Genomic DNA, 20,341 nt, shown 5'->3' on the forward strand with positions numbered 1-20,341 from the left:
ACCACTCTGCCCGAAACGCCCCTGCCTGCGCATCGGTCCCGGGTCTACTCGCGTGTCATACCCAGGGATGACGCGCACCCCGAGGCGTGTGGGGGATCACCCGGAGTCAGGCCCGGACGGCGCCGTCCGGCATCGTCACGTCGGTCAGGTCCGCGCCGCTGACGTCGGCTGTGCCGAGCCGGGCCCCGGTGAGATCGGCGTGCGCGAGGTACGCGCCGGTGAGCCGCGCCCCCGTCAGATCGGCGTCCTCGAGGTGGGCGCCGGTCATGTACGCGCCCGACAGATCCGCGCCGGTCAGGTTGGCGTGTGCCAGGTACGTCGACGTCAGGAACGACAGCGTGAGCACTGCCCCGTTGAGTTTGGCGTTGGTGAGATACGCCTTGCTGAAGTCCGCGTCCGCGGCCACGGCCCCCGAGAGGTTCGCGCCGTTGAGGTTGGCGCCGCCGAGTTCCGCGAACGTCAGGTCCGCCCCGGAGAGATCGGTGCCCTCCATGTTGGCGCCCGTGAGGTTGGCCCCGGCCAGGTCGGCACCTGACAGATCGAGACCGTGAAGGTCGGGCGCATCGGGCAACTGATCGCGTCGGGCGTTCCACGCCACGACATCCGAGCGGAGCAAATCCAGAAGGTCGGTACTCAACGTCGTCATGGCATGCCCTCCAGGCACTCGAACCAACGGAGCAAGTTGCTGTCGAGCCTAGCCTGAATCCGCGCCGGGCCAGGGATTTCGATCAACCCGTGACCCGCGGCGCGCCGCAACTACATCGGCGACGACGCCTGCGCCCAGAACCGCTTGGGGATACGTCCGGCATGCCGGGCCTCGTAACCGGCCGTGACCGCACCACGCATCGCCGACGCCATGAGTGCCGAATCCTTCGCCCGGGTGACCGCCGTCGCGAGCAGCACCGCGTCGCAGCCCAGTTCCATCGCGAGCGTCGCATCGCTCGCGGTACCGATGCCGGCGTCGAGGATGACGGGGACGTTCGCGGCGTCGACGATCATCTCGATGTTGTGCGGGTTCGAGATGCCCAGACCGGTGCCGATCGGTGAACCGAGTGGCATCACCGCCGCGCAGCCGACGTCCTCGAGGCGCTTCGCGAGCACCGGGTCGTCGGTGGTGTACGGCAGCACCGTGAAGCCGTCGTCCACCAACTGCTCTGCGGCGCTGACCAATTCGATCGCGTCGGGCAGCAGGGTGCGCTCGTCGGCGATCACCTCGAGTTTCACCCAGTCGGTTTCGAGGGCCTCGCGTGCGAGCTGCGCGGTGAGCACGGCCTCCGCGGCGCCGCGGCATCCGGCGGTGTTCGGCAGCGGCGCGATGTCGAGGCGGCGGAGCAGATCGAGCACGCCGGTGCCGCCCGCGGCGTCGACGCGTCGCATCGCCACGGTGGTCAGTTCGGTACCGGACGCCACCAGCGCCTCCTCGAGAACCGCGAGATTCGCGGCGCCCCCGGTGCCCATGATCAGGCGCGAGCCGAACGTGCGGTCGGCGATCGTCAGCTTGCCCATGTCAGCCACCCTGCACCGCCGTGAGGATCTCGATCTCCCAGCCGCGGCCGACCGATTCGGTCCACCGGCCGCGCGGGAACACCGCACCGTCCACCGCGACGGCGATGCCGCGCTGCGGCAACTCCAGCCGCTCGAGCAACTCCGTCACCGTCAGCGGCCCGTCGAACTCGCGGTCCTCACCGTTGACGGTGATCCCGATCAACTCACTCATACAAACCTCACTCAAACCTTCGCGGGTAAAAATCGTTCGGCGGTGGCGCTTTCCGCCTCCGCCAAGGGGTTGCCGTCCAAGATCGCGACCGTCGCGTCCGCGGTGACCGGGGTCATCAGGATCCCGTTGCGTCCGTGCCCGGTCGCCAGCACGACGCGGTCCGACACGCGACCGATGATCGGCAGGTTGTCCGGACTCATCGGACGGAGACCCGCTTTCGCCTCGTACAGCTCGTACTCGCCGATCGCGGGCATCAGCGCCTCGGCGTCGGCGATGAGGTCGCGCACACCCGCGACGGTGACCTGGGTGTCGTGACCCGACTCGTACTGCGTTGCGCCGACGACGATTCCGTCGGCACGCGGGACGAGGTACGACGGCCGCCCGTGCACACTGCCGCGGATGGTGCGCAGCGGTGCCGGCGTCACGCCCGGCCGGGCCCGCAGCCGCAGGATCTCCCCCTTCACCGGGCGTACCGGCAGGTGGGGCCACAGCTGCGCCGAGTTCGATCCCGCCGCCAGCACCACCTGGTCGGTGGTGAGCTCGCCGAGATCCGTGACCGCCTGCTCGATCAGTTCGACGCCGGCTTCGGCCGCCGCCGTCCGCAGCGCGGCCACCAACAGCCGGTTGTCGACGGCCAGTTCGGTGGGGGCCTGCAGCGCTAGCCGGATCCCGCGCCCCAGCGACGGCTCGAGCTCCCGGATCTGCGCGCGATTCAGGATGCGCAGCTCGTGGCCCTGCTCGGCCACCCAGTCGGCGATGGTGTGCAGGTCCGCGGCGTCGGCGGCGTCGAGTGCGACGGTGAGCGAGTCGTCGGAGGTGAACAACTCGACGTCCGCGAGGCGCCCGAGTTCGGCGCCGAAGTCCGGCCACCGCCGTAGCGACGCCGCACCGAGTGCGAGCGCCTTCTCCTCACCGGGCCAGCCCTCCGACAGCGGCGCCAGCATCCCGCCGGCCACCCACGACGCACCGCTCCCCGGCGCCGGGTCGAACAACGTCACCGCCCAGCCGCTCTGCGCGGCACGCCACGCGATCGACAGGCCGATCACTCCGCCTCCCACGACGGAAACCGATCGGGTCACTTCTCTCCACCTCACTCCCTGCGCCGGCATGATCCGGGTCAGGTATGACGGTCGGGGCCGGCAGGCCCCCTCTCAGCCCCGTATCCGTCGGGACTCCCGTGTTGATTCGTCCGCGGTACAGACTACCGTTCCAGGTGTGCATGCTTCCCAGTCCGTCAAGCACCTCACACCGCGCGAACGTCTCGCCGACGCGCGGCTGTACCTGTGCACCGACGCCCGCCGCGACAAGGGCGATCTGGCCCAGTTCGTCGACGCCGCGCTCGCCGGTGGCGTCGACATCGTCCAGCTCCGCGACAAGGGTTCGGCCGGCGAGCGCGAGTTCGGGCCGATGGAGGTCAAGGAGGAGCTCGCCGCGCTCGCGGTGATCGGGGCCGCGGCCCGCCGCCACGGCGCGTTGCTCGCCGTCAACGACCGCGCCGACGTCGCGCTCGCCGCCGGAGCCGACGTCCTGCACCTGGGCCAGAACGACCTGCCGGTGCACTACGCACGGCAGATCGTCGGGCCCGACGTCGTCATCGGCCGCTCCACGAACAACCGCGCGCAGGCCAGCCTCGCCGCGATCGAAGAGGACGTCGACTACTTCTGCACCGGTCCGGTGTGGGCCACCCCCACCAAGCCGGGCCGGGCCGCGTCGGGCATCGAACTGGTTCGCAGCACCGCCGAGGCGCAGCCGTCGCGCCCGTGGTTCGCGATCGGTGGCGTCGACCACGAGCGGCTGCCGGAGATCCTCGAGGCCGGGGCCACCCGCATCGTCGTGGTCCGCGCCATCACCGCGGCCGACGACCCGAAGGCCGCCGCGCGGGCACTGTCCGACGCCCTGCGCGGCTGACCGCCGTCAGCAGCTGCCGGAGATCCCGGACTGCACCGACTGCTCGATGAGCTCACGGGCCTCGGACGGCACGTCCTCCCACGTCGCGGTCGCCGGATCGAGCGTCGGCTCACCGGCCGCCACCGCCTGCTGGTTGTACGCCGCCACCACGGTGCCGCCGTTCGCCTTCAGCATGTCGAGGAACTCGGCGCCCTTCGCATCCCGGTCGAACGGCTGCCCGGTGCTCTCGGCCTGCTGCTGCGTCGCGTCGAGGTAGGCCACCACCTGCGCGCACATCACCGAGACCGCGGTCTCCTGGGCGTCGGCGCCGGCCTCGGCCGTGATGGTGGTCTCGCCCGCGTCGTTCTTGGTGTCCTTCGGGTCCGAGTCGCCACCGTCACTGCAGCCGGTGAGGACCAGCAGGGCGACGGGGACGGCGGCGATCAGATGTCGAATGCGCATGCCCCGAATGGTGGCATCACACCGGTTCGGGCGCGCGCACGGGTGCCGGCTTCTCGAGCGCGGGGCCGGGTGTACCGCGGAAGGCGATGACCGCCGCCGCGGCGAGAACAGCCACGTAGACCAGCAGATAGATGTTCATGAGGACGTCCGTGATCGTCCACCACGGCGGGAACAGGAACAGCCCCACCACCACGTTGTCCTCCTCCCAGCGGTAGGGCCACGCGCCCGCCGCGAGGTAGACGACCGCGGCCGCGAGCCACCACCACCGGTTGGTGGTCGCCCGGTGCACGATGTAGACGAGCAGCGGAACGAACCACACCCAGTGGTGGCTCCACGAGAACGGTGAGACCGCGGCCGCGGTGAGTCCGGCGACGGTCACCGCCAGCAGCGCCTCGTTCTTCCGATGCAACCGGACGACGATCCACATGCTCACCACGACCGCGCACCCCGCCAGCGCCAGCCACAGCGCCACCGGGGCGGGGTCGCCACCGAGGTGCGCGATCACTCCGCGGATCGACTGGTTCGACGGGTGCGAGTCCTCCGCGATGCGAGTGGACTCGAAGAACGTCTCCGTCCAGTACTGCAACGAGTCGTCGGGCAATATCAGCCAGCTGACGGCGACCGTGGCAGCGCCGGTGCCGACCGCGACGACGGCAGCACGCCACTTCCGCAGGACCAGGTAGTAGAGGACGAAATAGGCCGGCGTGAGCTTGATGCCCGCCGCGACTCCCACGCCGATGCCCTTGAGCCGGCTCGCGTCGCCGCGCGAGGCGTCCCACAGCACCAACGCCATGAGCACCAGGTTGATCTGCCCGTAGAACAGCGTGGTCCGAACCGGTTCGAGGAACGTACACGACGCGGCCAGCAGCGCCGACATCCCGACGACGTACGGCGTGATGCGGTAGCCGAGCATGCGCCAGCACAACGCCACGATCGCGACCAGCAGCGCGACGTTGGCCGCCATCCACAGGTACTTGTCGACCCCGCCAGGAAGCAATCCGAAAGGCAGGAACATCAACGTCGAGAACGGCGTGTAGGTGTAGAGCAGGCCGTGGATCACAGGCTCGGTGTACAGCGGAAGATCCGCCATCACGTGGCGGGCGCCGTCGCGGTACACGTCGAGGTCGGCGCCACCCGCGAACAGTCCGATCTTGGGCATCCACGGGGACACAGTCGTGAAGAGCAGCACGACGGATGTCACAGCCCAGAGCGCGAGGATCACCGAAGTCCCTGTCCGACGCGGCATCTCGCGTCCGCGGACAAGAATGTTCCTCAGCACGGCCAGCCCTCCCGATCGCGGTCCCACCCCAGAACCCTCGCAGCCTCGATACCCAGCCTAAGCAATTTCGCCGATTCGGACGAACCGGGAACCCACTCACCGAGACCGCTGCCCGGGTGCCGTGGGCGCACCGGTCGCACGTTACCGGCCGCTGCGCAACACGGCCGGAATCGCACCTGCACGTCCGCGGGCGCCCCGCTGGTTAGACTCCGCCGAGGCCGATCCGATTCCCCGAGATCGCGCCGCCGCGGTCGACACGAAAGGCCCCGAACATGATTCGTTTCCTCATCCGGACGGCGATCTTCCTCGGGTCGGCGGCGATCGGAATCCTGGCTGCCGTGTGGCTGCTGCCGGACGTGCACGTCACCGCCACCGGGTTCGTCCTCGCCGCCATCGTCTTCGCGGTCGCGCAGAGCCTGCTGTCGCCGTTCATCACCAAGGTCGCGGCGCGCAACGCTCCGGCCTTCCTCGGCGGCATCGGCCTGGTCTCGACGTTCGTCGCGCTCGTCATCGCGTCGCTCGTGACCGGACTGTCGATCACCGGATGGCGCACCTGGATCCTCGCGTCGCTCGTCGTGTGGCTCGTCACCGCCCTCGCGACGGTGCTGCTGCCGATGTTCCTCCTCAAGGACGAGATCGCCGACCGCAAGGCGAAGAAGGACGCCGGCGCCTGACGCACCCCTCCCCTCCCCGCCCTCTCCCCGCGCCCCTCTCCCCGCGCCCCTCTCCCCGCGTTTTGCGCACTTATCGCGGAATTCGGGGCCCCGCGAGCGCGATAAGTGCGCAAAACGCGGGAGGGTGTCAGGTGCGTCGCATGGCCCGGCGGGCCTGTTCCTCGGTGAAGTGCGGGACGACGCGGATCTCCTCGAGCGGCACCTGACGCCCCGATGCGCTGCGCACCTCGACGCGGACGGGCTCGCCGTTCGTGTCGTCGGCGAGGTCGAGCGGACCGCCCCCCTCCCCCTGCAGATACCGATCGCCCCACTGCATCAGCGCGAGCACCGCCGGCAGCAGGTCGCGCCCCTTGTCGGTGAGCACGTACTCGTGGCGGGTGCGCTGACCCGGCTCCTTGTAGGGCCGGCGCTCGAACAGTCCTTCGGCGGTCAGCTCCCGTAGCCGTGCGGCCGCGACGGCCTCGGTGATCCCGACGCGCTCGGCGAAGTGATCGAAACGGGTGGTCCCGTAGTACGCCTCGCGCAGGATCAGCATCGCCGACCGCGTCCCCACCACGTCCATCGCCTTGCCGATCGAGCACTGAGTGGGACGCCACGCGTCCCGGTCCGCGAGAAACCCGTCGAGTCGTGCTGCCTCCATGTCCCCAGGCTACGCGCTGACTTGTCAAATCCATAGCCAGGGTCCACACTCCTGGCTATGCAAAAGCAAAGTCAGAAGTTCGGGCGGTGCTGGCCGTCCTCGCCGGAGCTCCGTTCGTCGCCAACCTCGACCTCTTCGTCGTCAACGTCGCCCTCGACGACATCGCCGCCGACTACTCGGGAACGCCGCTCTCCCACCTGAGCTGGGTACTGAGCGGCTACGCGATCGTCTATGCGGCCCTGTTGATTCCGGCCGGACGTTGGGCCGACCGGGTGGGACGACGTCGCGCCTTCCTCGTCGGCCTCGCGCTGTTCACCGTCGCGAGCGCGGCGTGCGCCCTCGCACCGTCGCTGTGGACGCTGGTCGCGTTCCGCCTCGTCCAGGCCGCAGGTGCCGCGATCCTGACGCCGGCCAGTCTCGGACTCGTCATCGCGGCGCTGCCCGAGGCACGCCGCGCGCTCGGTGTCCGCCTGTGGGCCGCGACCGGAGCCGCCGCGGCCGCGCTGGGACCGGTGCTGGGCGGCCTGCTGGTGGCCGCGTCGTGGCGATGGATCTTCCTGATCAACGTTCCGATCGGCGTGATCCTGCTGTGGACGGCTGCGCGTACCGTCCCCGAGTCGAGAGATCCGCATCCCGCACCCGTCGACGGCGCGGGCGCGGTCCTGCTCGCCTTCGGCGTCGGCGCGGTCTCGCTCGCGCTGGTGCAGGGCCCAGAATGGGGTTGGACCCACGCCGCCACGCTCGCCGCCGCGATCCTCGGCGTCCTCGCCCTCGTATGGTTCGCCCGACGCACGATGCGCCACGACAGCCCACTGCTCGATCCCGCGCTGCTGCGCGTGCGCCCGTTCGCATGGTCCAACGTCACCGCGATCGCGTTCAGCGCGTCGTTCGCCGCGGGACTGCTCGCGAACATCCTGTGGATGCAGAACCAGTGGGGCTACTCGGCCCTGCGCACCGGTCTGGCCGTCGCGCCCGGACCGATGCTGGTCCCGCTGTTCGCGGTGATCGGACAGCTGCTGAGCCGTCGGATTCCGTCCGGGACCGTGGCCGCGCTCGGCAGCGCGCTGTGGGGCGCGGGGATCGTCCTCGTGCTCGCCGGCGTCGACGCGACCCCCAACTACGCGGCGGGGATGCTGCCGGGGTGGATCGTCGGGGGCGCGGGCGTCGGGCTGGCGCTGCCGACCATCCTCGCGACGGCCGCCGCGACCCTGCCGCCCGCTCTCGGCGCGACCGGCAGCGCTGTGGTCAACACGGCTCGCCAACTCGGAAGCGTCCTCGGCATCGCAATTCTCGTCGCCCTCCTGGCCTCGTCCGGATTCACCGCGGCGTGGTGGGCGGTCGCGGCTCTCGCCGCCGTCGGCGCGGTCACCGCTCTCGGCATGTCACCCCGCGCCGCCGAGCGGCCGACCACCGCTCCCGCCGTTACGGCGCACTAGCTTTCGTTCTCCCCCGCGTTTTGCGCACTTATCGCGAAGATCGGGGCCACCCGAACGCGATAAGTGCGCAAAACGCGGGGGGGTGGGAGGCGGGGTGCGCGGGGGTGGGCGGGGCGGGCAGAGGTGAACGGCCGTGCAGCGCACGTCACACCACCGGCGTCTGGCACGAGCGTCCGGCAAGGAGCAGAGTCGGAGGTGACACTCACCGAGGATCGGAGGAGACATGCCGGACCGGACCGCACCTGTCACGACACTGACCGAACAGGAATGCCTGGATCTGCTGGCCACCGAGCGCCTCGGACGACTGATCGTGGTCTCCGGCGACCGACCGGACGTCTACCCCGTCAACTACGTGGTCCACGACGGCAAGATCTACTTCCGGTCCGCCGAGGGCGACAAGCTCACCGAACTCACCCTCCGGCCGATGACGACGTTCCAGGTGGACCACGCCGACGCGACGTCCGGGTGGAGCGTCGTGATCCGCGGCATCGCGCGCACCCTCGTCCGGTTCGACGAGATCAACGCCGCCGAGGACCTGGACCTGCAGTCCTGGGTACCAACCGAGAAGTTCAATTTCGTGGAGATCCGGCCGACCGAGAGCCACGGGCGGCGATTCGTCCTCGACCGAGGCTGACCCGGGCGGTCAGTCCAGCCAGCCCAGCACGGTCGACGGCGACAGCGCCAGCACCGACGTCGGCAGTCGGCCGCGCAGCCCGCGGTCGGCCGTCACCACCGCGGTGAGTGTGTCGCCGTCGGACGCCAGCCGGGCCAACTCGTCGTCGCCGCTGCCGGTGGCGGCATGCACCGGCACCCGGACATCGGCGTGGTCGACGGCGCGGGCCTGACCTTCGAGCACCGCCTCGATCCGCGGCAGCCAGCCGAATCCGCCGCCGGGCAGTTCGACGGTGCGCGGGAGTACCTGGGCGATCCGGTCCAGCAGTTCACCGGTCGCGCCCGCACGGTCCCGCCACCACCCGGTCGGTCGTGACCCCAGGACGTTGGCGGTGTCGAGGAGGACGCGGATCTCGTTGGTGCGCAGACTCGGCCACGCGGCCGCGAATCCCGGGTGCAGCGGCATGTGCTCGACGTCCGCCTCCGGCACCCAGCGCAGCTCTGTGCTCTCCCCGTTGGGCACGAGGGCCAGGGTCTTCTCGGCGTCGGCGACCACCGTCGTGTAGGTCCAGCCGCCGTCGACGTTGGCGGTGACCCGTTCGGTCCGGACGCGGACCGCGCCGGTGTCGATCCCGGTCTCCTCCTGTGCCTCGCGGACCGCCGCGTGGATCGTCGTCTCGTGGCTGTCGCGGGCACCGCCCGGAAGCGCCCACGTCCCGCCCTGGTGGCTCCACGCGGCGCGGTGCTGCAGCAGGACCGCCGGTGAACCGTCCTCGAGCGGGGCGCGCAGGAGCAGACCCGCCGCGCCGTGCCGGCCCCAATGCCGCACCCCGTCGGGCGTCGTCGCCCAGCCGTCTCCGTCACCGCGCATGGAGTACCTCTCACCTGCCCTGTCCGCCGAGCCGCTCACCTGTCCCCACAGTATTCCCCGCGGCATCCGAAAACGGCGGAACATCCCCGCGGTGCTGCTTATATGCTCGAAACTGCGGAACGGCGAACCACACCGGACGGCGAACCGAGGTACCAGCCCGTGGCAATGCCGGAAACGACGACGGCAAACGAAGGCGAGGCGACGCCCACCACCACCGCTCGCAGGATCTGGAGCGGCCTGGCGACCAACGGCGCCGGCACTCGCCCGCGCCAGATGACCGGGCACGACCTGCTGCGTTCCACGCCCGCGCGGCTCCTCGCGATCGGGGTGGCGCTGCTGCTCGGCACGCTGGCGGTCGGGTTGATCGCGTCGATGGCCGCGGGCGGCCGCAAGCAGAGCATCGACACCCTGCTGTCGACGACCGAGCCGCTGGCCCGGTCGTCGCAGAATCTGTACGCGTCGCTGTCGGTGGCCGACGCCGCCGCAGCCACCGCGTTCCTGTCCGGCGGTGTCGAACCCAGCGAGGCCCGCGACCGGTACGCGCAGGCGATCGGCACCGCGTCGGCCGAGATGGTCGCGACATCGGACGGGCTGCCGGGCGACGACCCGAGCCGACGGCTGCTCACCGAGATCGCGACGAAGCTACCGGTGTACACGGGACTCGTGGAGACCGCGCGCACGAACAATCGGGTCGGCAATCCGGTCGGCACCGCCTACCTCGCCGAGGCGTCGGCGTTGATGCAGACGGACATCCTCCCGGCCGCGCAGGCGCTGCACACCGAGCGCTCCGCGGCGGCTCTCGCCCCCCAGTCCGGGTTCGGCCGCCCGCCGTGGCTCGCGATCGGTCTGCTCGTCGCGCTCATCGTGGGGCTGGGCGCCACGCAGGTCGTGCTGTCGAGACGGACCAGGCGCACGCTCAATCCCGGCCTGCTGTTCACGACGGCGGCGATGGTGGCCCTGCTGGTGTGGATGCTGATCGCCGGCATCATCTCCGCGACCAGCGCGCACCGCGCGATCCGGGACGGCTCGGAGCCGCTGTCGACGTTCGCGACCGCCCGCATCCTCGCCCAGCAGGCGCGCACGCAGGAGATTCTGCAGTTGGTGCGCCGCGAGGAGAAGGAGGAACACGCGCGGCTGTACGAGGACGACACCGCGGAACTGCAGCAACTGCTGGGCAGCTACACGGGCACCGTGGGCCGGGACGACGTCGACCGGGCGTCGCAGGCGATGGACAACTGGACCACGTCCCATCGGACGATGCTCGACGCGCTCTCGACCGGCGACTGGACGGCGGCCGCGATGACGACCATCGGGTCCGATCCGGAGTCGTCGGCGGCGCAGTTCGACGCCGTCGACGCCGCGCTGGCTTCGGGGGCGGACACCGCGCGGGAGGAACTGCGGGAGGACGTGGCGACGTCGTCCCGGGTGCTGTCCGCGCTGGGGCCGGGCGCCGCGATCCTCACCGCCCTGGCGGTGGTGGGCATCCCGGTGGGTCTGTGGCCCAGGCTGAGGGAGTACCAGTGACCCCCACGACGGCCACCACCCGGACGGTCGTCGCGGCGATCGGAATCACGGCGACGTTGGCCGCCGGATGTTCCTCCCCGCCGGAGCCGTACACGGTGCCGCCGACCGAGACCTACAGCCTGGCCCCGCTGCCGCAGGGCGCCACCGCCGTCGCGTCCACCGCCCTGCCCCCGCCCGTCCAGTGCGGCGATCCCACCGCGAGCCTGCGTCCCTTCCCGGCCGGGCAGATCCCCGACAGCGCCTCGCTCGACGCGATCCGACAGCGCGGCCGATTGGTCGTCGGCCTCGACACCGGCAGCAATCTCCTCAGTTTCCGCAACCCGACGACCGACGAGATCGAGGGATTCGACGTCGACATCGCGCGGGAGATCGCCCGCGATCTGCTCGGCAGCCCGGACAAGGTGGAGTTCCGCGTTCTCAACTACGCCGAGCGCGAGCAGGCCCTCGAGGACGGCCGCGTCGACATCGTCGCCAAGACGATGGCGATCACGTGCGAACGACGGCAGCGGATCGACTTCTCGACGGTGTACTACGACGCCCACCAACGCATCCTGGTGATGGCCGGATCACCGGTCCGGGACGTCTCGGATCTGGCGGGGCGCCGCGTCTGCGTCGGCGAGGGCACGACGTCGCTCGAGCGGGTCGAACGCCAGCAACCGGACGCCGCGGTGGTGACCGTGCCCATGTGGTCCGACTGCCTGGTGATGCTGCAGCAGAACCAGGTCGACGCCATCAGCACCGACGACACGTTGCTGCTGGGCCTGGCCACCCAGGATCCCCACTCGCGCATCGTCGGCCCGAACATGGGCGACGAGCGCTACGGCATCGGGGTGGCGCAAGGCAACGAGGACCTGGTCCGGTTCGTGAACGGCACGCTGGAAAGGATCCGCCGGGACGGCACGTGGGAGAAGATCTACGACAGATGGCTCTCCGGACTGGGTCCGCCTCCGGGCCCGCCCCCGGCCACCTACCGGGACTGACGTGGCAGAAGGACGGAGGATGATGCCGGGAGAGATTGCCGGAGAAGGCAATACCGACGATTCGGGTGAGATCGCCCAGACTCGCGCAGCGCCGCCGCCCGACGACGAACCGATGCCGACCCGCGAGAGCATCCCCACGACGGGCCGGCGGGCACGGACGCAACGCACCCGCACGCTGTCGCGGCGTCGCCTGGCCGACGGGCTGGTCGAGGTCCCGCCGGTTCCCGAACGCGATCCGCAGGACGCCGTCCTCACCGATCCGCATGTGCCCGAGCGCAAGAGGTTCTGCTGGAGATGCAGCAGGCCGGTGGGCCGGACCACCGAGGCGGGACCGGGATCCCCGTCCGGCATCTGCCCGCACTGCGGCGCCCGGTACGAGTTCTCGCCCCTGCTCTCCCCCGGCCAGCTCGTCGCCGGGCAGTACGAGGTCCAGGGCTGCATCGCGCACGGCGGCCTGGGCTGGATCTACCTGGCGATCGACCGCAACGTCGACAACCGCTGGGTGGTGCTGAAAGGACTGTTGCAGCTGGGCGACGCCGAGGCGCAGGCCGTCGCGGCCGCCGAACGCCAGATTCTCGCCGAGGTGCAGCACCCCAGCATCGTCAAGATCTACAACTTCGTCGAGTACCACAAGGAGGGGCATCCACCGGCCGGATATCTCGTCATGGAGTACGTCGGCGGCAATTCGCTGCGCGACATCCTGAAGACGTGCCGGCCGGACCGCCTGCCCCTCGAACAGGCGATCGCCTACATTCTCGAGATCCTTCCGGCGCTCGAATACCTCCACTCACTCGGCTTGGCGTACAACGACCTCAAGCCGGACAACGTCATGGTCACCGACGAGCAGGTCAAGCTCATCGACCTCGGCGCCGTCGCCCCACTCGAGAGCTACGGATACCTTTACGGCACACCCGGTTTCCAGGCCCCCGAGATCACCGAGACCGGCCCCACGGTCGCGTCCGACATCTACACCGTAGGTCGTACCCTCGCTGCCCTCACGCTCGATCTCCCGTCGGAGGACGGCCGCTACGTCGACGGCCTCCCCACCCCCGAACAGGCGCCGCTGCTCGCCGAGAACGAGTCGTACCGGCGACTGTTGTTGCGCGCCATCGAGCCCGATCCGGATCGCCGCTTCCGGTCCGCGTCCGAACTGGCGGCTCAGCTCACCGGGGTGCTGCACGAGATCGTCTCGCGGGATTCCGAACGTGAACACCCGTACCTGTCCACCGTGTTCGGGCGCCAGCGCGCAACGTTCGGTGCCGACGAATTCGTGGAACAGACCGACGTGTTCGCCGACGGCGTCGAGCGGGAACGGAAGCTCAACCCGCGCAACGTCGCCCAGTCGCTCGCCGTCCCGCTCGTCGACACCGACGATCCGGGCGCCGCCCTGGTCAACGCGACGGCGCACAGCGATCCCCAGCTCATGCTCGACGTCCTCGACCGCGCGCGGGACAGCCCGGAGCGGGGCGTACCCGATTCGCTGGAGTTGAAGCTCGCAGAGATCCGCGCACACCTGGATCTCGGTGACGCGGGCAAGGCGCGGCAACTGCTGCGAGCGTTGGCGCCGGCGTATCCCTTCGAGTGGCGGATCGACTGGTACCGCGGCATCGCCGCGCTGCTGTCCGACGAGTTGACCACCGCGTACGCGTCTTTCGATGCGGTCTATTCGGCGATGCCGGGCGAGGTCTCCCCCAAACTGGCGCTCGCCGCCACCGCGGAACTGCTGCTCGAACACCACAGCGAGAGCGGCACCGACCGCTGGCGGCTACCGTCCCGCGAGTACTACCGCACGGTGTGGCGGATCGACCGCAACGTCGTCACCGCCGCGTTCGGGCTGGCCCGCCGGTTGGCTGCGGACGGTGACGTGAACGCGGCCGTCACCGCCCTCGACCAGGTTCCGCCCGGTTCACGCAACTACGGCGCCGCCCGCATGACCGCGGTTCTGACGTACCTGTCGGTCCGGCCCATCGGCGCGATCGACGAGGCGACGCTCCGCGAGTCGGCCCGTCGGGTCGAGGCTCTGCCCCGCACCGAGATCCGCGGCCCGCAGATGCGCACCGTGGTGCTCGGTACCGCGCTCGAGTGGATCCTGTCGGGGAACACCCCCACAACCGCACACGAGCCGCTGCTCGGTGTGCCGTTCACCGAGCGCGGCCTGCGTGCGGGTACCGAAGCCTCCCTACGAGCGATGGCGCGGAGCGCCCCTACACCCACTCACCGCTATACGCTCGTCGACCTGGCGAACGCGGTGCGCCCGCAGAGCCTGTTCTGAGTGCCCCCGGGGTCGAACGGGTGTGGTTGCGGCCCTCCTGGATCCGCGAGCCCAGCCAGGCCAGTGCAGCGAGGATCAGGACGACGGCGACAGGGACCGACACCACGAGCGGGGTGGCCAGCGCGACCGCCACGGTGAGCAGCGGCGCCAACAGCCGGCGCGGCTCGGGCCGGATCTCGGGCGCCGAGTCGAGCATCCAGTTCCGGGACCTGTTGCCGTCGTCCATCGTCAGGCCCTCGTCTCGGTGAGTTCCGCGGCTGTGGGCTTTCCGCCCTTGTCCTTGCCGTGGCCGAGTCCGACGTGCGCCTCGTCGCGCATGCGCTCTACCATGTGCGGGTAGTGCAGCTCGAACGCCGGACGCTCCGAACGGATCCGGGGCAGCTCGGTGAAGTTGTGCCGCGGCGGCGGGCAACTGGTGGCCCACTCGAGCGAATTGCCGTAACCCCACGGATCGTCGACCTCGACGACAGGCCCGTAACGGTAGCTCTTGAAGACGTTCCACAGGAACGGCAGCGTCGACGCACCGAGGATGAACGAGCCGACCGTGGAGATCGTGTTCAGCGTGGTGAAGCCGTCGGTGGGCAGGTAGTCCGCGTAGCGACGCGGCATGCCCGACGCGCCCAGCCAGTGCTGGACCAGGAAGGTGGTGTGGAAACCGATCAGCGTGGTCCAGAAGTGAATTTTCGCGAGACGCTCGTCCATCATGCGGCCGGTCATCTTCGGGAACCAGAAGTAGATACCCGCGTAGGTGGCGAACACGATGGTGCCGAAGAGCACGTAGTGGAAGTGCGCAACCACGAAATACGTGTCGGTGACGTGGAAGTCGAGCGGCGGGCTCGCGAGCAGCACACCGGAGAGGCCGCCGAAGAGGAAGGTCACGAGGAAGCCGACGGAGAACAGCATCGGCGACTCGAACGTCAACTGGCCCTTCCACATCGTGCCGATCCAGTTGAAGAACTTCACACCGGTCGGGACCGCGATCAGGAACGTCATGAAGGAGAAGAACGGCAGCAGCACGGCGCCGGTGGCGTACATGTGGTGAGCCCACACCGCGATCGACAGGGCCGCGATACCCATCGTGGCGTACACCAGGCCGCTGTAGCCGAAGATGGGCTTACGCGCGAAGACCGGGAAGATCTCCGAGACGATGCCGAAGAACGGCAGCGCGATGACGTACACCTCGGGGTGACCGAAGAACCAGAACAGGTGCTGCCACAACATCACTCCGCCCGTCGCCGGGTCGAACAGGTGCGCACCCAGATTCCGGTCCACCCACAGGCCGATCAGCGCGGCGGCCAGCAGCGGGAACACCAGCAGGATCAGCAGTGACGTGATGAAGATGTTCCACACGAAGATCGGCATCCGGAACATGGTCATTCCGGGGGCGCGCAGGCACACGATGGTGGTGATGAAGTTGACCGCACCGAGGATCGTGCCGACGCCGCCGAGCGCCAGGCCGATGATCCACAGGTCCGCGCCGACACCCGGGCTGTGCACACCGTTCGACAGCGGCACGTACGCCGTCCAGCCGAAGTCCGCGGCACCGCCGGGGGTGATGAAGCCGGCCGTCGCGATCAGTCCGCCGAACAGGTAGAACCAGTAGCTCAGCGCGTTCAGTCGCGGGAAGCTCACGTCCGGCGCACCGATCTGCAGCGGGACGATATAGTTCGCGAAACCGAACACGACCGGGGTCGCGTACAGCAGCAGCATGATCGTGCCGTGCATCGTGAACAGCTGGTTGAACTGCTCGTTCGAGAGGAACTGCATCCCCGGCACCGCGAGCTCGGTACGCATCAGCAGCGCCATCAGGCCACCGATGAGGAAGAACGCGAACGCCGTGACCAGGTACATGATCCCGAGCACCTTGGGGTCGGTGGTCGTGATCATCTTGTAGATGAACGAACCTTTCGACCCGGTGCGGGCAGGGGCCGGTCGCGACGCCGTCAGCGTTCGGGGTGGAGACAGTTCGATCTCGGGGTTGGCAACCATGCTGACATGGTCGGACGTCCGAGGGTTCCGTCACGAGGGCCTAAGGTCCCGACAGTTCCCGCCGACGGACACCAATTCTCCCGACCTCGGCGCGGACCGGGCCGCGATGTGCTCGCCGTCCGCGGGCTCGGGCACCTGGGGCTCGGGCACCTGGCCCGCTCACCCTCACGCGAGTGCCACCGCTTTGCGCGCGATCGCGAGTTCCTCGTCGGTGGGGATGACGAGCACCTCGACCGCGGAGTCCTCCGCGCTGATCCGTCGCTCGCCTCGCTGCGGCGACTCGTTGCGAGTGTCGTCGACCACAATACCCAGACGGCCCAGTCCCGCAAGGGCATCGCGCCGGACGTCGACGTTGTTCTCCCCGACCCCACCGGTGAACGTGATGACGTCGACGCCACCGAGTTCGACGAGATACGCGCCGATGTACCGGCGCAGCCGGTGCACGTACACGTCGTATGCGAGCTTCGCGTCCGGGCTGCCGTCCGCGACCATCTTCAGCACCGACCGGAAGTCGTTTTCACCGCAGAGTCCCTTCAACCCGGAGTGCCGGTTGAGCAGGTCGTCGATCTCGTCCACCGTCATGCCCGCATTCCGGTTGAGGTACAGCAGGATTCCCGGATCGAGGTCGCCGCTGCGGGTTCCCATCACCAGGCCCTCGAGCGGTGTCATGCCCATCGAGGTGTCGATCGCCCGGCCGCCACGGATGGCCGACGCCGACGCCCCGTTGCCCAGATGCAGGACGATCTGGTTCAGGTCCGCGAGGTCGCGGCCGAGGAACGCGGCGGTCCGGCCGCTCACGTACTCGTGCGAGGTTCCGTGGAACCCGTAGCGGCGCACCCGATTCGCGCGCGCCACTTCCGTGTCGATCGCGTAGGTCGCCGCGGCCTCGGGCAGTGTGTGGAAAAACGCCGTGTCGAACACCGCGACGTGCGGGACGTCGGGCAGTTGAGCCATCGCCACCTCGATGCCCACGACGTTCGGCGGGTTGTGCAGTGGCGCCAGCGTCGACAGTCGGCGCAGTTCACGCAGGACGCCGTCGTCGACGATCGTCGGTTCGTGGAACACCGCACCCCCGTGGACGACGCGGTGCCCGACGGCCACGATGCCGCGCTCGCGCAGCGGCGGCCCGGTCTCGGCGATCACGTCCTCGGCCGCGTGCAGGCCGGCCGTGTGGTCGGCGATGCGCAGTTCGCGGTCGATCTCCCCACCCGGGTAGCGGTACACGATGCGGCCGGCGGACTCACCGATCCGTTCCACCAGGCCGGTGCCGACCGATTCGCCCGCGACCGGGTGCACCAGCTGGAACTTGATCGACGAAGAACCCGAGTTGATCACCAGCACAACGGGTTCGGTCACGACAGTTCCTCCTGCGCCTGGATCGCGGTGATCGCGACGGTGTTGACGATGTCCTGGACCAACGCGCCGCGCGACAGATCGTTCACCGGCTTGTTCAGTCCCTGCAGCACCGGTCCCACCGCCACCGCACCGGCGCTGCGCTGCACGGCCTTGTAAGTGTTGTTGCCGGTGTTGAGATCCGGGAACACGAACACCGTGGCCCGGCCGGCCACCTCCGAGCCCGGCAGTTTCGCGTCGGCCACCGACGGCTCCACCGCCGCGTCGTACTGAATGGGACCCTCCACCAGCAGGTCCGGGCGCCGCTCGCGAACGAGTGCGGTCGCGGTGCGCACCTTGTCGACGTCGACTCCCGATCCGGAGTCCCCCGTCGAGTACGACAGCATCGCCACGCGGGGGTCGATCCCGAAGCGGGCGGCCGTCGCAGCCGACGAGATCGCGATGTCCGCGAGCTGCTCCGCCGTCGGATCGGGCACGACGGCGCAGTCGCCGTAGGCGAGGACCCGGTCCGACAGGCACATGAGGAAGATGCTCGACACCGTCGACACTCCCGGCTGGGTCTTGATGATCTCGAGCGCCGGACGGATGGTGTGCGCCGTGGTGTGCGCCGCACCGGACACCATGCCGTCGGCAATACCCCTGTGCACCATCATGGTTCCGAAGTACGAGATGTCGGTCATGATCTCTCGGGCCCGGTCGACGGTCATGCCCTTGTGCGCCCGCAGCTCCGCGTACTCGGCGGCGAAGTCCGTCACGTGGTCGGATCGGGCGGGGTCGAGCACCTCCGCCGTCGAGAGATCGACCCCGAGTTCGGCGGCTCGGCCGCGGACCTTGGCCTCGTCACCGAGAATCGTCAGGTCCACCACCTGGCGGCGGAGCAGACGGCCGGCGGCCCGCAGGATGCGGTCGTCCGATCCTTCCGGCAACACGATGTGCTTGCGGTCCGCGCGGGCGCGGTCGATCAGCTGGTACTCGAACATCTGCGGTGTCGTGACCGACGGGATCTGCAGGCGCAGGCGCTCGATCAGCGTCGGGGCGTCCACCCGGCGCTCCACCAGGCTCAGCGCGGTGTCCACCTTGCGCAGCGAGCCCACGGCGACCCTGCCGCGTGTCTGCGCCGCGGTGTGTGCGGTGTCGAAGGTCCCCATCTCCGTGCTCAGGATCGGCAGCCGCGGCTTGAGCCCCGCCATGAGTTTCGCGATGGCCGGGTGCGGGGCGATCCCGCCGTTCATGATGATCCCGGCGAGAGACGGAAATCCTTCGGCATCATGCGCGTTCATCATCGAGAGCAGAACGTCGGACCGGTCACCGGGCACGATCACGACGGCGCCCTCGACGAGCCGCTCGAGGATGTGCTCGGCGGTCATGCCGCCCACCATCACCTTCAGCGCCTCCCGCTGCAGCAGCGCCGTGTCACCGCTGTACAGCTCGCCGTCGACGGCGTCCAGCAGTTCGGCCATCGTCGGCGCCACCAGCAGCGGGATCTCCGGCAGGCTCCACGCCGGTACCCCCAGTGGCTCGAGGGCCGTGGCGTACTCGTCGAGCAGCTCCGGCGCGCACCGGTTCGCGACGATCGCCACGAGGTGCGCGTGCTGCGACGCCAGTTCCACCGCACACATCTGCGCCAGCTGCCGCACCTCGTCGGGGCTGCGGTGCAGGCCGCGCAGGGTCAGCAGTACCGGGGCCTCGAGGTTCGCGGCGATGCGCGCGTTGTAGCCGAGTTCGCTGGGGCTCGCGACGTCGGTGTAGTCGCTGCCGACGACCACCACCGCGTCGCACTCGGCGGCCACCTCGTGGTAGCGCGAGACGATGTCGCTCAGGGCGCCGTCCGGATCGGCGTGCACCTGCTCGTACGTCACGCCGAGGCACTGTTCGTAGCTCAGATCGGCCGTCGTGTGCTCGATCAGAAGTTCCAGGATGTGGTCCGTCTGGTCGGCGGCGCGCGCGATGGGACGGAACACTCCCACCCGCGCCGTCGACGCGCACAGCATCTGCAACACCCCCAGCGCCACCGTCGACTTGCCCGTGTCTCCCTCCGGGGAGGCGATGTAGACGCTCGACACCGTGCCCGAAACAGCCATGAGCGACAGCCTAGTGAGGATCGCGCATAATCGGCGTCCATGAACGACTCGGTCAGTGATTCGGCCTTCCCGGACGTCCGGTGGGGCTCGGACACCAGCTTCCTGCGCCGGCCCGCGACGGCCTTCGCCGCGACCCGGCTGGGGTCGTGGACCATCCGCTCCCTCGCCGGGGTGGACCGGCGGCTGCTCACGCGCAGCAAGGGCCGCTTCACCGTCCTCGGGCCGATCGGGGCGCCCACCGTGCTGCTCAACACCGTCGGCCGCAAGTCCGGGCAACGCCGCACCAGCCCGCTGCTCTACGTCCGCGACACCGACCGACTGGTCGTCGTCGGCAGCAATTTCGGGCAGCAGCACCACCCGGCGTGGACGTCGAACCTGCTCGCGCAGCCCGAGGCCAGTGTGACCATGGCCGGACGCGAGATCCCCGTCCTGGCCACGCCGGTGACCGGCGCCGAGAAGGACCGGCTGTACCGGCGGTTCGTCGAACTGGCCGGCGCCTACGCCGTCTACCGGGGCCGCACCGATCGCGACCTCCGGATGTTCGTACTCACGCGCCGCTGAGCA

Annotated in this window: 20 protein-coding genes and 1 riboswitch; of the genes, 9 read left to right on the forward strand and 11 right to left on the reverse strand. The window is 69.6% G+C overall.

Going from position 1 to position 20,341, the window contains the following annotated elements; all coding sequences use genetic code 11:
* Window positions 1-106: 106 nt before the first annotated feature.
* The 4 genes from C7H75_RS20245 to thiO all read right to left on the reverse strand — a co-directional run bounded on the left by C7H75_RS20245 (window position 107) and on the right by thiO (window position 2,826).
* Window positions 107-646, reverse strand: a complete 540-nt coding sequence (locus tag C7H75_RS20245) for a pentapeptide repeat-containing protein (protein ID WP_005517883.1) — start codon at window positions 644-646, stop codon at window positions 107-109.
* A gap of 110 nt (window positions 647-756) precedes the next feature.
* Entirely contained in the window at window positions 757-1,506 is a 750-nt protein-coding gene (locus tag C7H75_RS20250; protein ID WP_272818764.1) for a thiazole synthase, read from the reverse strand.
* Window position 1,507: 1 nt separating this feature from the next.
* Window positions 1,508-1,717 carry a sulfur carrier protein ThiS gene (thiS, locus tag C7H75_RS20255; protein WP_005517880.1) on the reverse strand — a complete coding sequence of 70 codons (210 nt, stop codon included), beginning with the start codon at window positions 1,715-1,717 and terminating at the stop codon, window positions 1,508-1,510.
* 11 nt (window positions 1,718-1,728) lie between these two features.
* Window positions 1,729-2,826 carry a glycine oxidase ThiO gene (gene thiO / locus C7H75_RS20260; protein WP_159025989.1) on the reverse strand — a complete coding sequence of 366 codons (1,098 nt, stop codon included), beginning with the start codon at window positions 2,824-2,826 and terminating at the stop codon, window positions 1,729-1,731.
* Window positions 2,795-2,906, reverse strand: a riboswitch (TPP riboswitch). It overlaps the preceding gene by 32 nt.
* A 26-nt stretch (window positions 2,907-2,932) precedes the next feature.
* Between thiO and thiE the strand changes: the two genes are divergently transcribed.
* Window positions 2,933-3,625: a thiamine phosphate synthase gene (thiE, locus tag C7H75_RS20265; protein ID WP_005517878.1), complete on the forward strand. Its 693-nt coding sequence runs from the start codon at window positions 2,933-2,935 to the stop codon at window positions 3,623-3,625.
* Window positions 3,626-3,631: 6 nt separating this feature from the next.
* Here the strand turns inward: thiE and C7H75_RS20270 are convergent, their stop codons facing one another.
* Together C7H75_RS20270 and C7H75_RS20275 are read right to left on the reverse strand one after the other, a co-directional pair.
* Complete coding sequence (locus C7H75_RS20270) at window positions 3,632-4,066, reverse strand: hypothetical protein (protein ID WP_005517876.1); 435 nt, start codon at window positions 4,064-4,066, stop codon at window positions 3,632-3,634.
* Between the two features lie 16 nt (window positions 4,067-4,082).
* Window positions 4,083-5,288, reverse strand: coding sequence for a glycosyltransferase 87 family protein (locus C7H75_RS20275; protein WP_022597713.1), 1,206 nt, complete (start codon window positions 5,286-5,288; stop codon window positions 4,083-4,085).
* Window positions 5,289-5,617: 329 nt separating this feature from the next.
* Here C7H75_RS20275 and C7H75_RS20280 point away from each other — a divergent pair, with 329 nt between their 5' ends.
* The gene (locus tag C7H75_RS20280; RefSeq protein ID WP_005517873.1) at window positions 5,618-6,019 is read left to right on the forward strand and encodes a phage holin family protein; all 402 of its coding nucleotides are present in this window, start codon (window positions 5,618-5,620) and stop codon (window positions 6,017-6,019) included.
* A gap of 127 nt (window positions 6,020-6,146) precedes the next feature.
* Here the strand turns inward: C7H75_RS20280 and C7H75_RS20285 are convergent, their stop codons facing one another.
* Window positions 6,147-6,659, reverse strand: coding sequence for a winged helix-turn-helix transcriptional regulator (locus tag C7H75_RS20285; protein ID WP_005517872.1), 513 nt, complete (start codon window positions 6,657-6,659; stop codon window positions 6,147-6,149).
* A gap of 86 nt (window positions 6,660-6,745) precedes the next feature.
* Between C7H75_RS20285 and C7H75_RS20290 the strand changes: the two genes are divergently transcribed.
* Window positions 6,746-8,095 (forward strand): MFS transporter, encoded by a 1,350-nt coding sequence (locus tag C7H75_RS20290; protein ID WP_106851743.1) that lies wholly within the window; start codon window positions 6,746-6,748, stop codon window positions 8,093-8,095.
* A gap of 223 nt (window positions 8,096-8,318) precedes the next feature.
* A complete protein-coding gene (locus tag C7H75_RS20295) occupies window positions 8,319-8,729 on the forward strand; it encodes a pyridoxamine 5'-phosphate oxidase family protein (RefSeq protein WP_081187150.1) in 411 nt (136 codons plus the stop codon).
* 9 nt (window positions 8,730-8,738) lie between these two features.
* Here C7H75_RS20295 and C7H75_RS20300 read toward each other — a convergent pair whose 3' ends face one another.
* Complete coding sequence (locus tag C7H75_RS20300) at window positions 8,739-9,578, reverse strand: NUDIX hydrolase (RefSeq protein ID WP_013417102.1); 840 nt, start codon at window positions 9,576-9,578, stop codon at window positions 8,739-8,741.
* A gap of 165 nt (window positions 9,579-9,743) precedes the next feature.
* On the opposite strand from C7H75_RS20300, the gene C7H75_RS20305 reads away from it, so the two are divergent.
* The 4 genes from C7H75_RS20305 (at window position 9,744) to C7H75_RS26355 (ending at window position 14,602) form a co-directional block, all read left to right on the forward strand.
* A complete protein-coding gene (locus C7H75_RS20305; RefSeq protein ID WP_005517865.1) occupies window positions 9,744-11,102 on the forward strand; it encodes a GlnX family signal transduction membrane protein in 1,359 nt (452 codons plus the stop codon).
* Window positions 11,099-12,082: a glutamate ABC transporter substrate-binding protein gene (locus C7H75_RS20310; protein WP_022597725.1), complete on the forward strand. Its 984-nt coding sequence runs from the start codon at window positions 11,099-11,101 to the stop codon at window positions 12,080-12,082. The genes C7H75_RS20305 and C7H75_RS20310 overlap by 4 nt, the downstream gene beginning before the upstream one ends.
* A gap of 19 nt (window positions 12,083-12,101) precedes the next feature.
* Window positions 12,102-14,354, forward strand: a complete 2,253-nt coding sequence (locus tag C7H75_RS20315; protein WP_022597726.1) for a serine/threonine-protein kinase — start codon at window positions 12,102-12,104, stop codon at window positions 14,352-14,354.
* Between the two features lie 113 nt (window positions 14,355-14,467).
* A complete protein-coding gene (locus C7H75_RS26355) occupies window positions 14,468-14,602 on the forward strand; it encodes a hypothetical protein (protein ID WP_255221266.1) in 135 nt (44 codons plus the stop codon).
* Here the strand turns inward: C7H75_RS26355 and ctaD are convergent.
* The 3 genes from ctaD to pta form a co-directional block, all read right to left on the reverse strand.
* Window positions 14,583-16,343, reverse strand: coding sequence for an aa3-type cytochrome oxidase subunit I (gene ctaD, locus C7H75_RS20325; protein ID WP_022597728.1), 1,761 nt, complete (start codon window positions 16,341-16,343; stop codon window positions 14,583-14,585). The two genes, C7H75_RS26355 and ctaD, sit on opposite strands and share 20 nt — an antisense overlap.
* 165 nt (window positions 16,344-16,508) lie before the next feature.
* Entirely contained in the window at window positions 16,509-17,699 is a 1,191-nt protein-coding gene (locus C7H75_RS20330) for an acetate/propionate family kinase (RefSeq protein ID WP_022597729.1), read from the reverse strand.
* Window positions 17,696-19,777 carry a phosphate acetyltransferase gene (gene pta, locus C7H75_RS20335; protein ID WP_022597730.1) on the reverse strand — a complete coding sequence of 694 codons (2,082 nt, stop codon included), beginning with the start codon at window positions 19,775-19,777 and terminating at the stop codon, window positions 17,696-17,698. The genes C7H75_RS20330 and pta overlap by 4 nt, the downstream gene beginning before the upstream one ends.
* 39 nt (window positions 19,778-19,816) lie before the next feature.
* Between pta and C7H75_RS20340 the strand changes: the two genes are divergently transcribed.
* Window positions 19,817-20,338 carry a nitroreductase/quinone reductase family protein gene (locus tag C7H75_RS20340; RefSeq protein ID WP_022597731.1) on the forward strand — a complete coding sequence of 174 codons (522 nt, stop codon included), beginning with the start codon at window positions 19,817-19,819 and terminating at the stop codon, window positions 20,336-20,338.
* Window positions 20,339-20,341 lie beyond the last annotated feature (3 nt).

This window comes from Rhodococcus (subgen. Prescottella) equi, from assembly GCF_003013675.1.
GTDB classification, from domain to species: domain Bacteria; phylum Actinomycetota; class Actinomycetes; order Mycobacteriales; family Mycobacteriaceae; genus Prescottella; species Prescottella equi.

Coding starts and splice junctions, on each gene's coding strand:
- C7H75_RS20285 (WP_005517872.1), bottom strand. CDS start 6,659: ATGGAGGCAGCACGACTCGACGGGTTTCTCGCGGACCGGGACGCGTGG.
- C7H75_RS20250 (WP_272818764.1), bottom strand. CDS start 1,506: ATGGGCAAGCTGACGATCGCCGACCGCACGTTCGGCTCGCGCCTGATC.
- pta (WP_022597730.1), bottom strand. CDS start 19,777: ATGGCTGTTTCGGGCACGGTGTCGAGCGTCTACATCGCCTCCCCGGAG.
- ctaD (WP_022597728.1), bottom strand. CDS start 16,343: ATGGTTGCCAACCCCGAGATCGAACTGTCTCCACCCCGAACGCTGACG.
- thiO (WP_159025989.1), bottom strand. CDS start 2,826: ATGCCGGCGCAGGGAGTGAGGTGGAGAGAAGTGACCCGATCGGTTTCC.
- C7H75_RS20245 (WP_005517883.1), bottom strand. CDS start 646: ATGACGACGTTGAGTACCGACCTTCTGGATTTGCTCCGCTCGGATGTC.
- thiS (WP_005517880.1), bottom strand. CDS start 1,717: ATGAGTGAGTTGATCGGGATCACCGTCAACGGTGAGGACCGCGAGTTC.
- C7H75_RS20270 (WP_005517876.1), bottom strand. CDS start 4,066: ATGCGCATTCGACATCTGATCGCCGCCGTCCCCGTCGCCCTGCTGGTC.
- C7H75_RS20295 (WP_081187150.1), top strand. CDS start 8,319: ATGCCGGACCGGACCGCACCTGTCACGACACTGACCGAACAGGAATGC.
- C7H75_RS20300 (WP_013417102.1), bottom strand. CDS start 9,578: ATGCGCGGTGACGGAGACGGCTGGGCGACGACGCCCGACGGGGTGCGG.
- C7H75_RS20280 (WP_005517873.1), top strand. CDS start 5,618: ATGATTCGTTTCCTCATCCGGACGGCGATCTTCCTCGGGTCGGCGGCG.
- C7H75_RS20305 (WP_005517865.1), top strand. CDS start 9,744: ATGCCGGAAACGACGACGGCAAACGAAGGCGAGGCGACGCCCACCACC.
- C7H75_RS20315 (WP_022597726.1), top strand. CDS start 12,102: ATGATGCCGGGAGAGATTGCCGGAGAAGGCAATACCGACGATTCGGGT.
- C7H75_RS20340 (WP_022597731.1), top strand. CDS start 19,817: ATGAACGACTCGGTCAGTGATTCGGCCTTCCCGGACGTCCGGTGGGGC.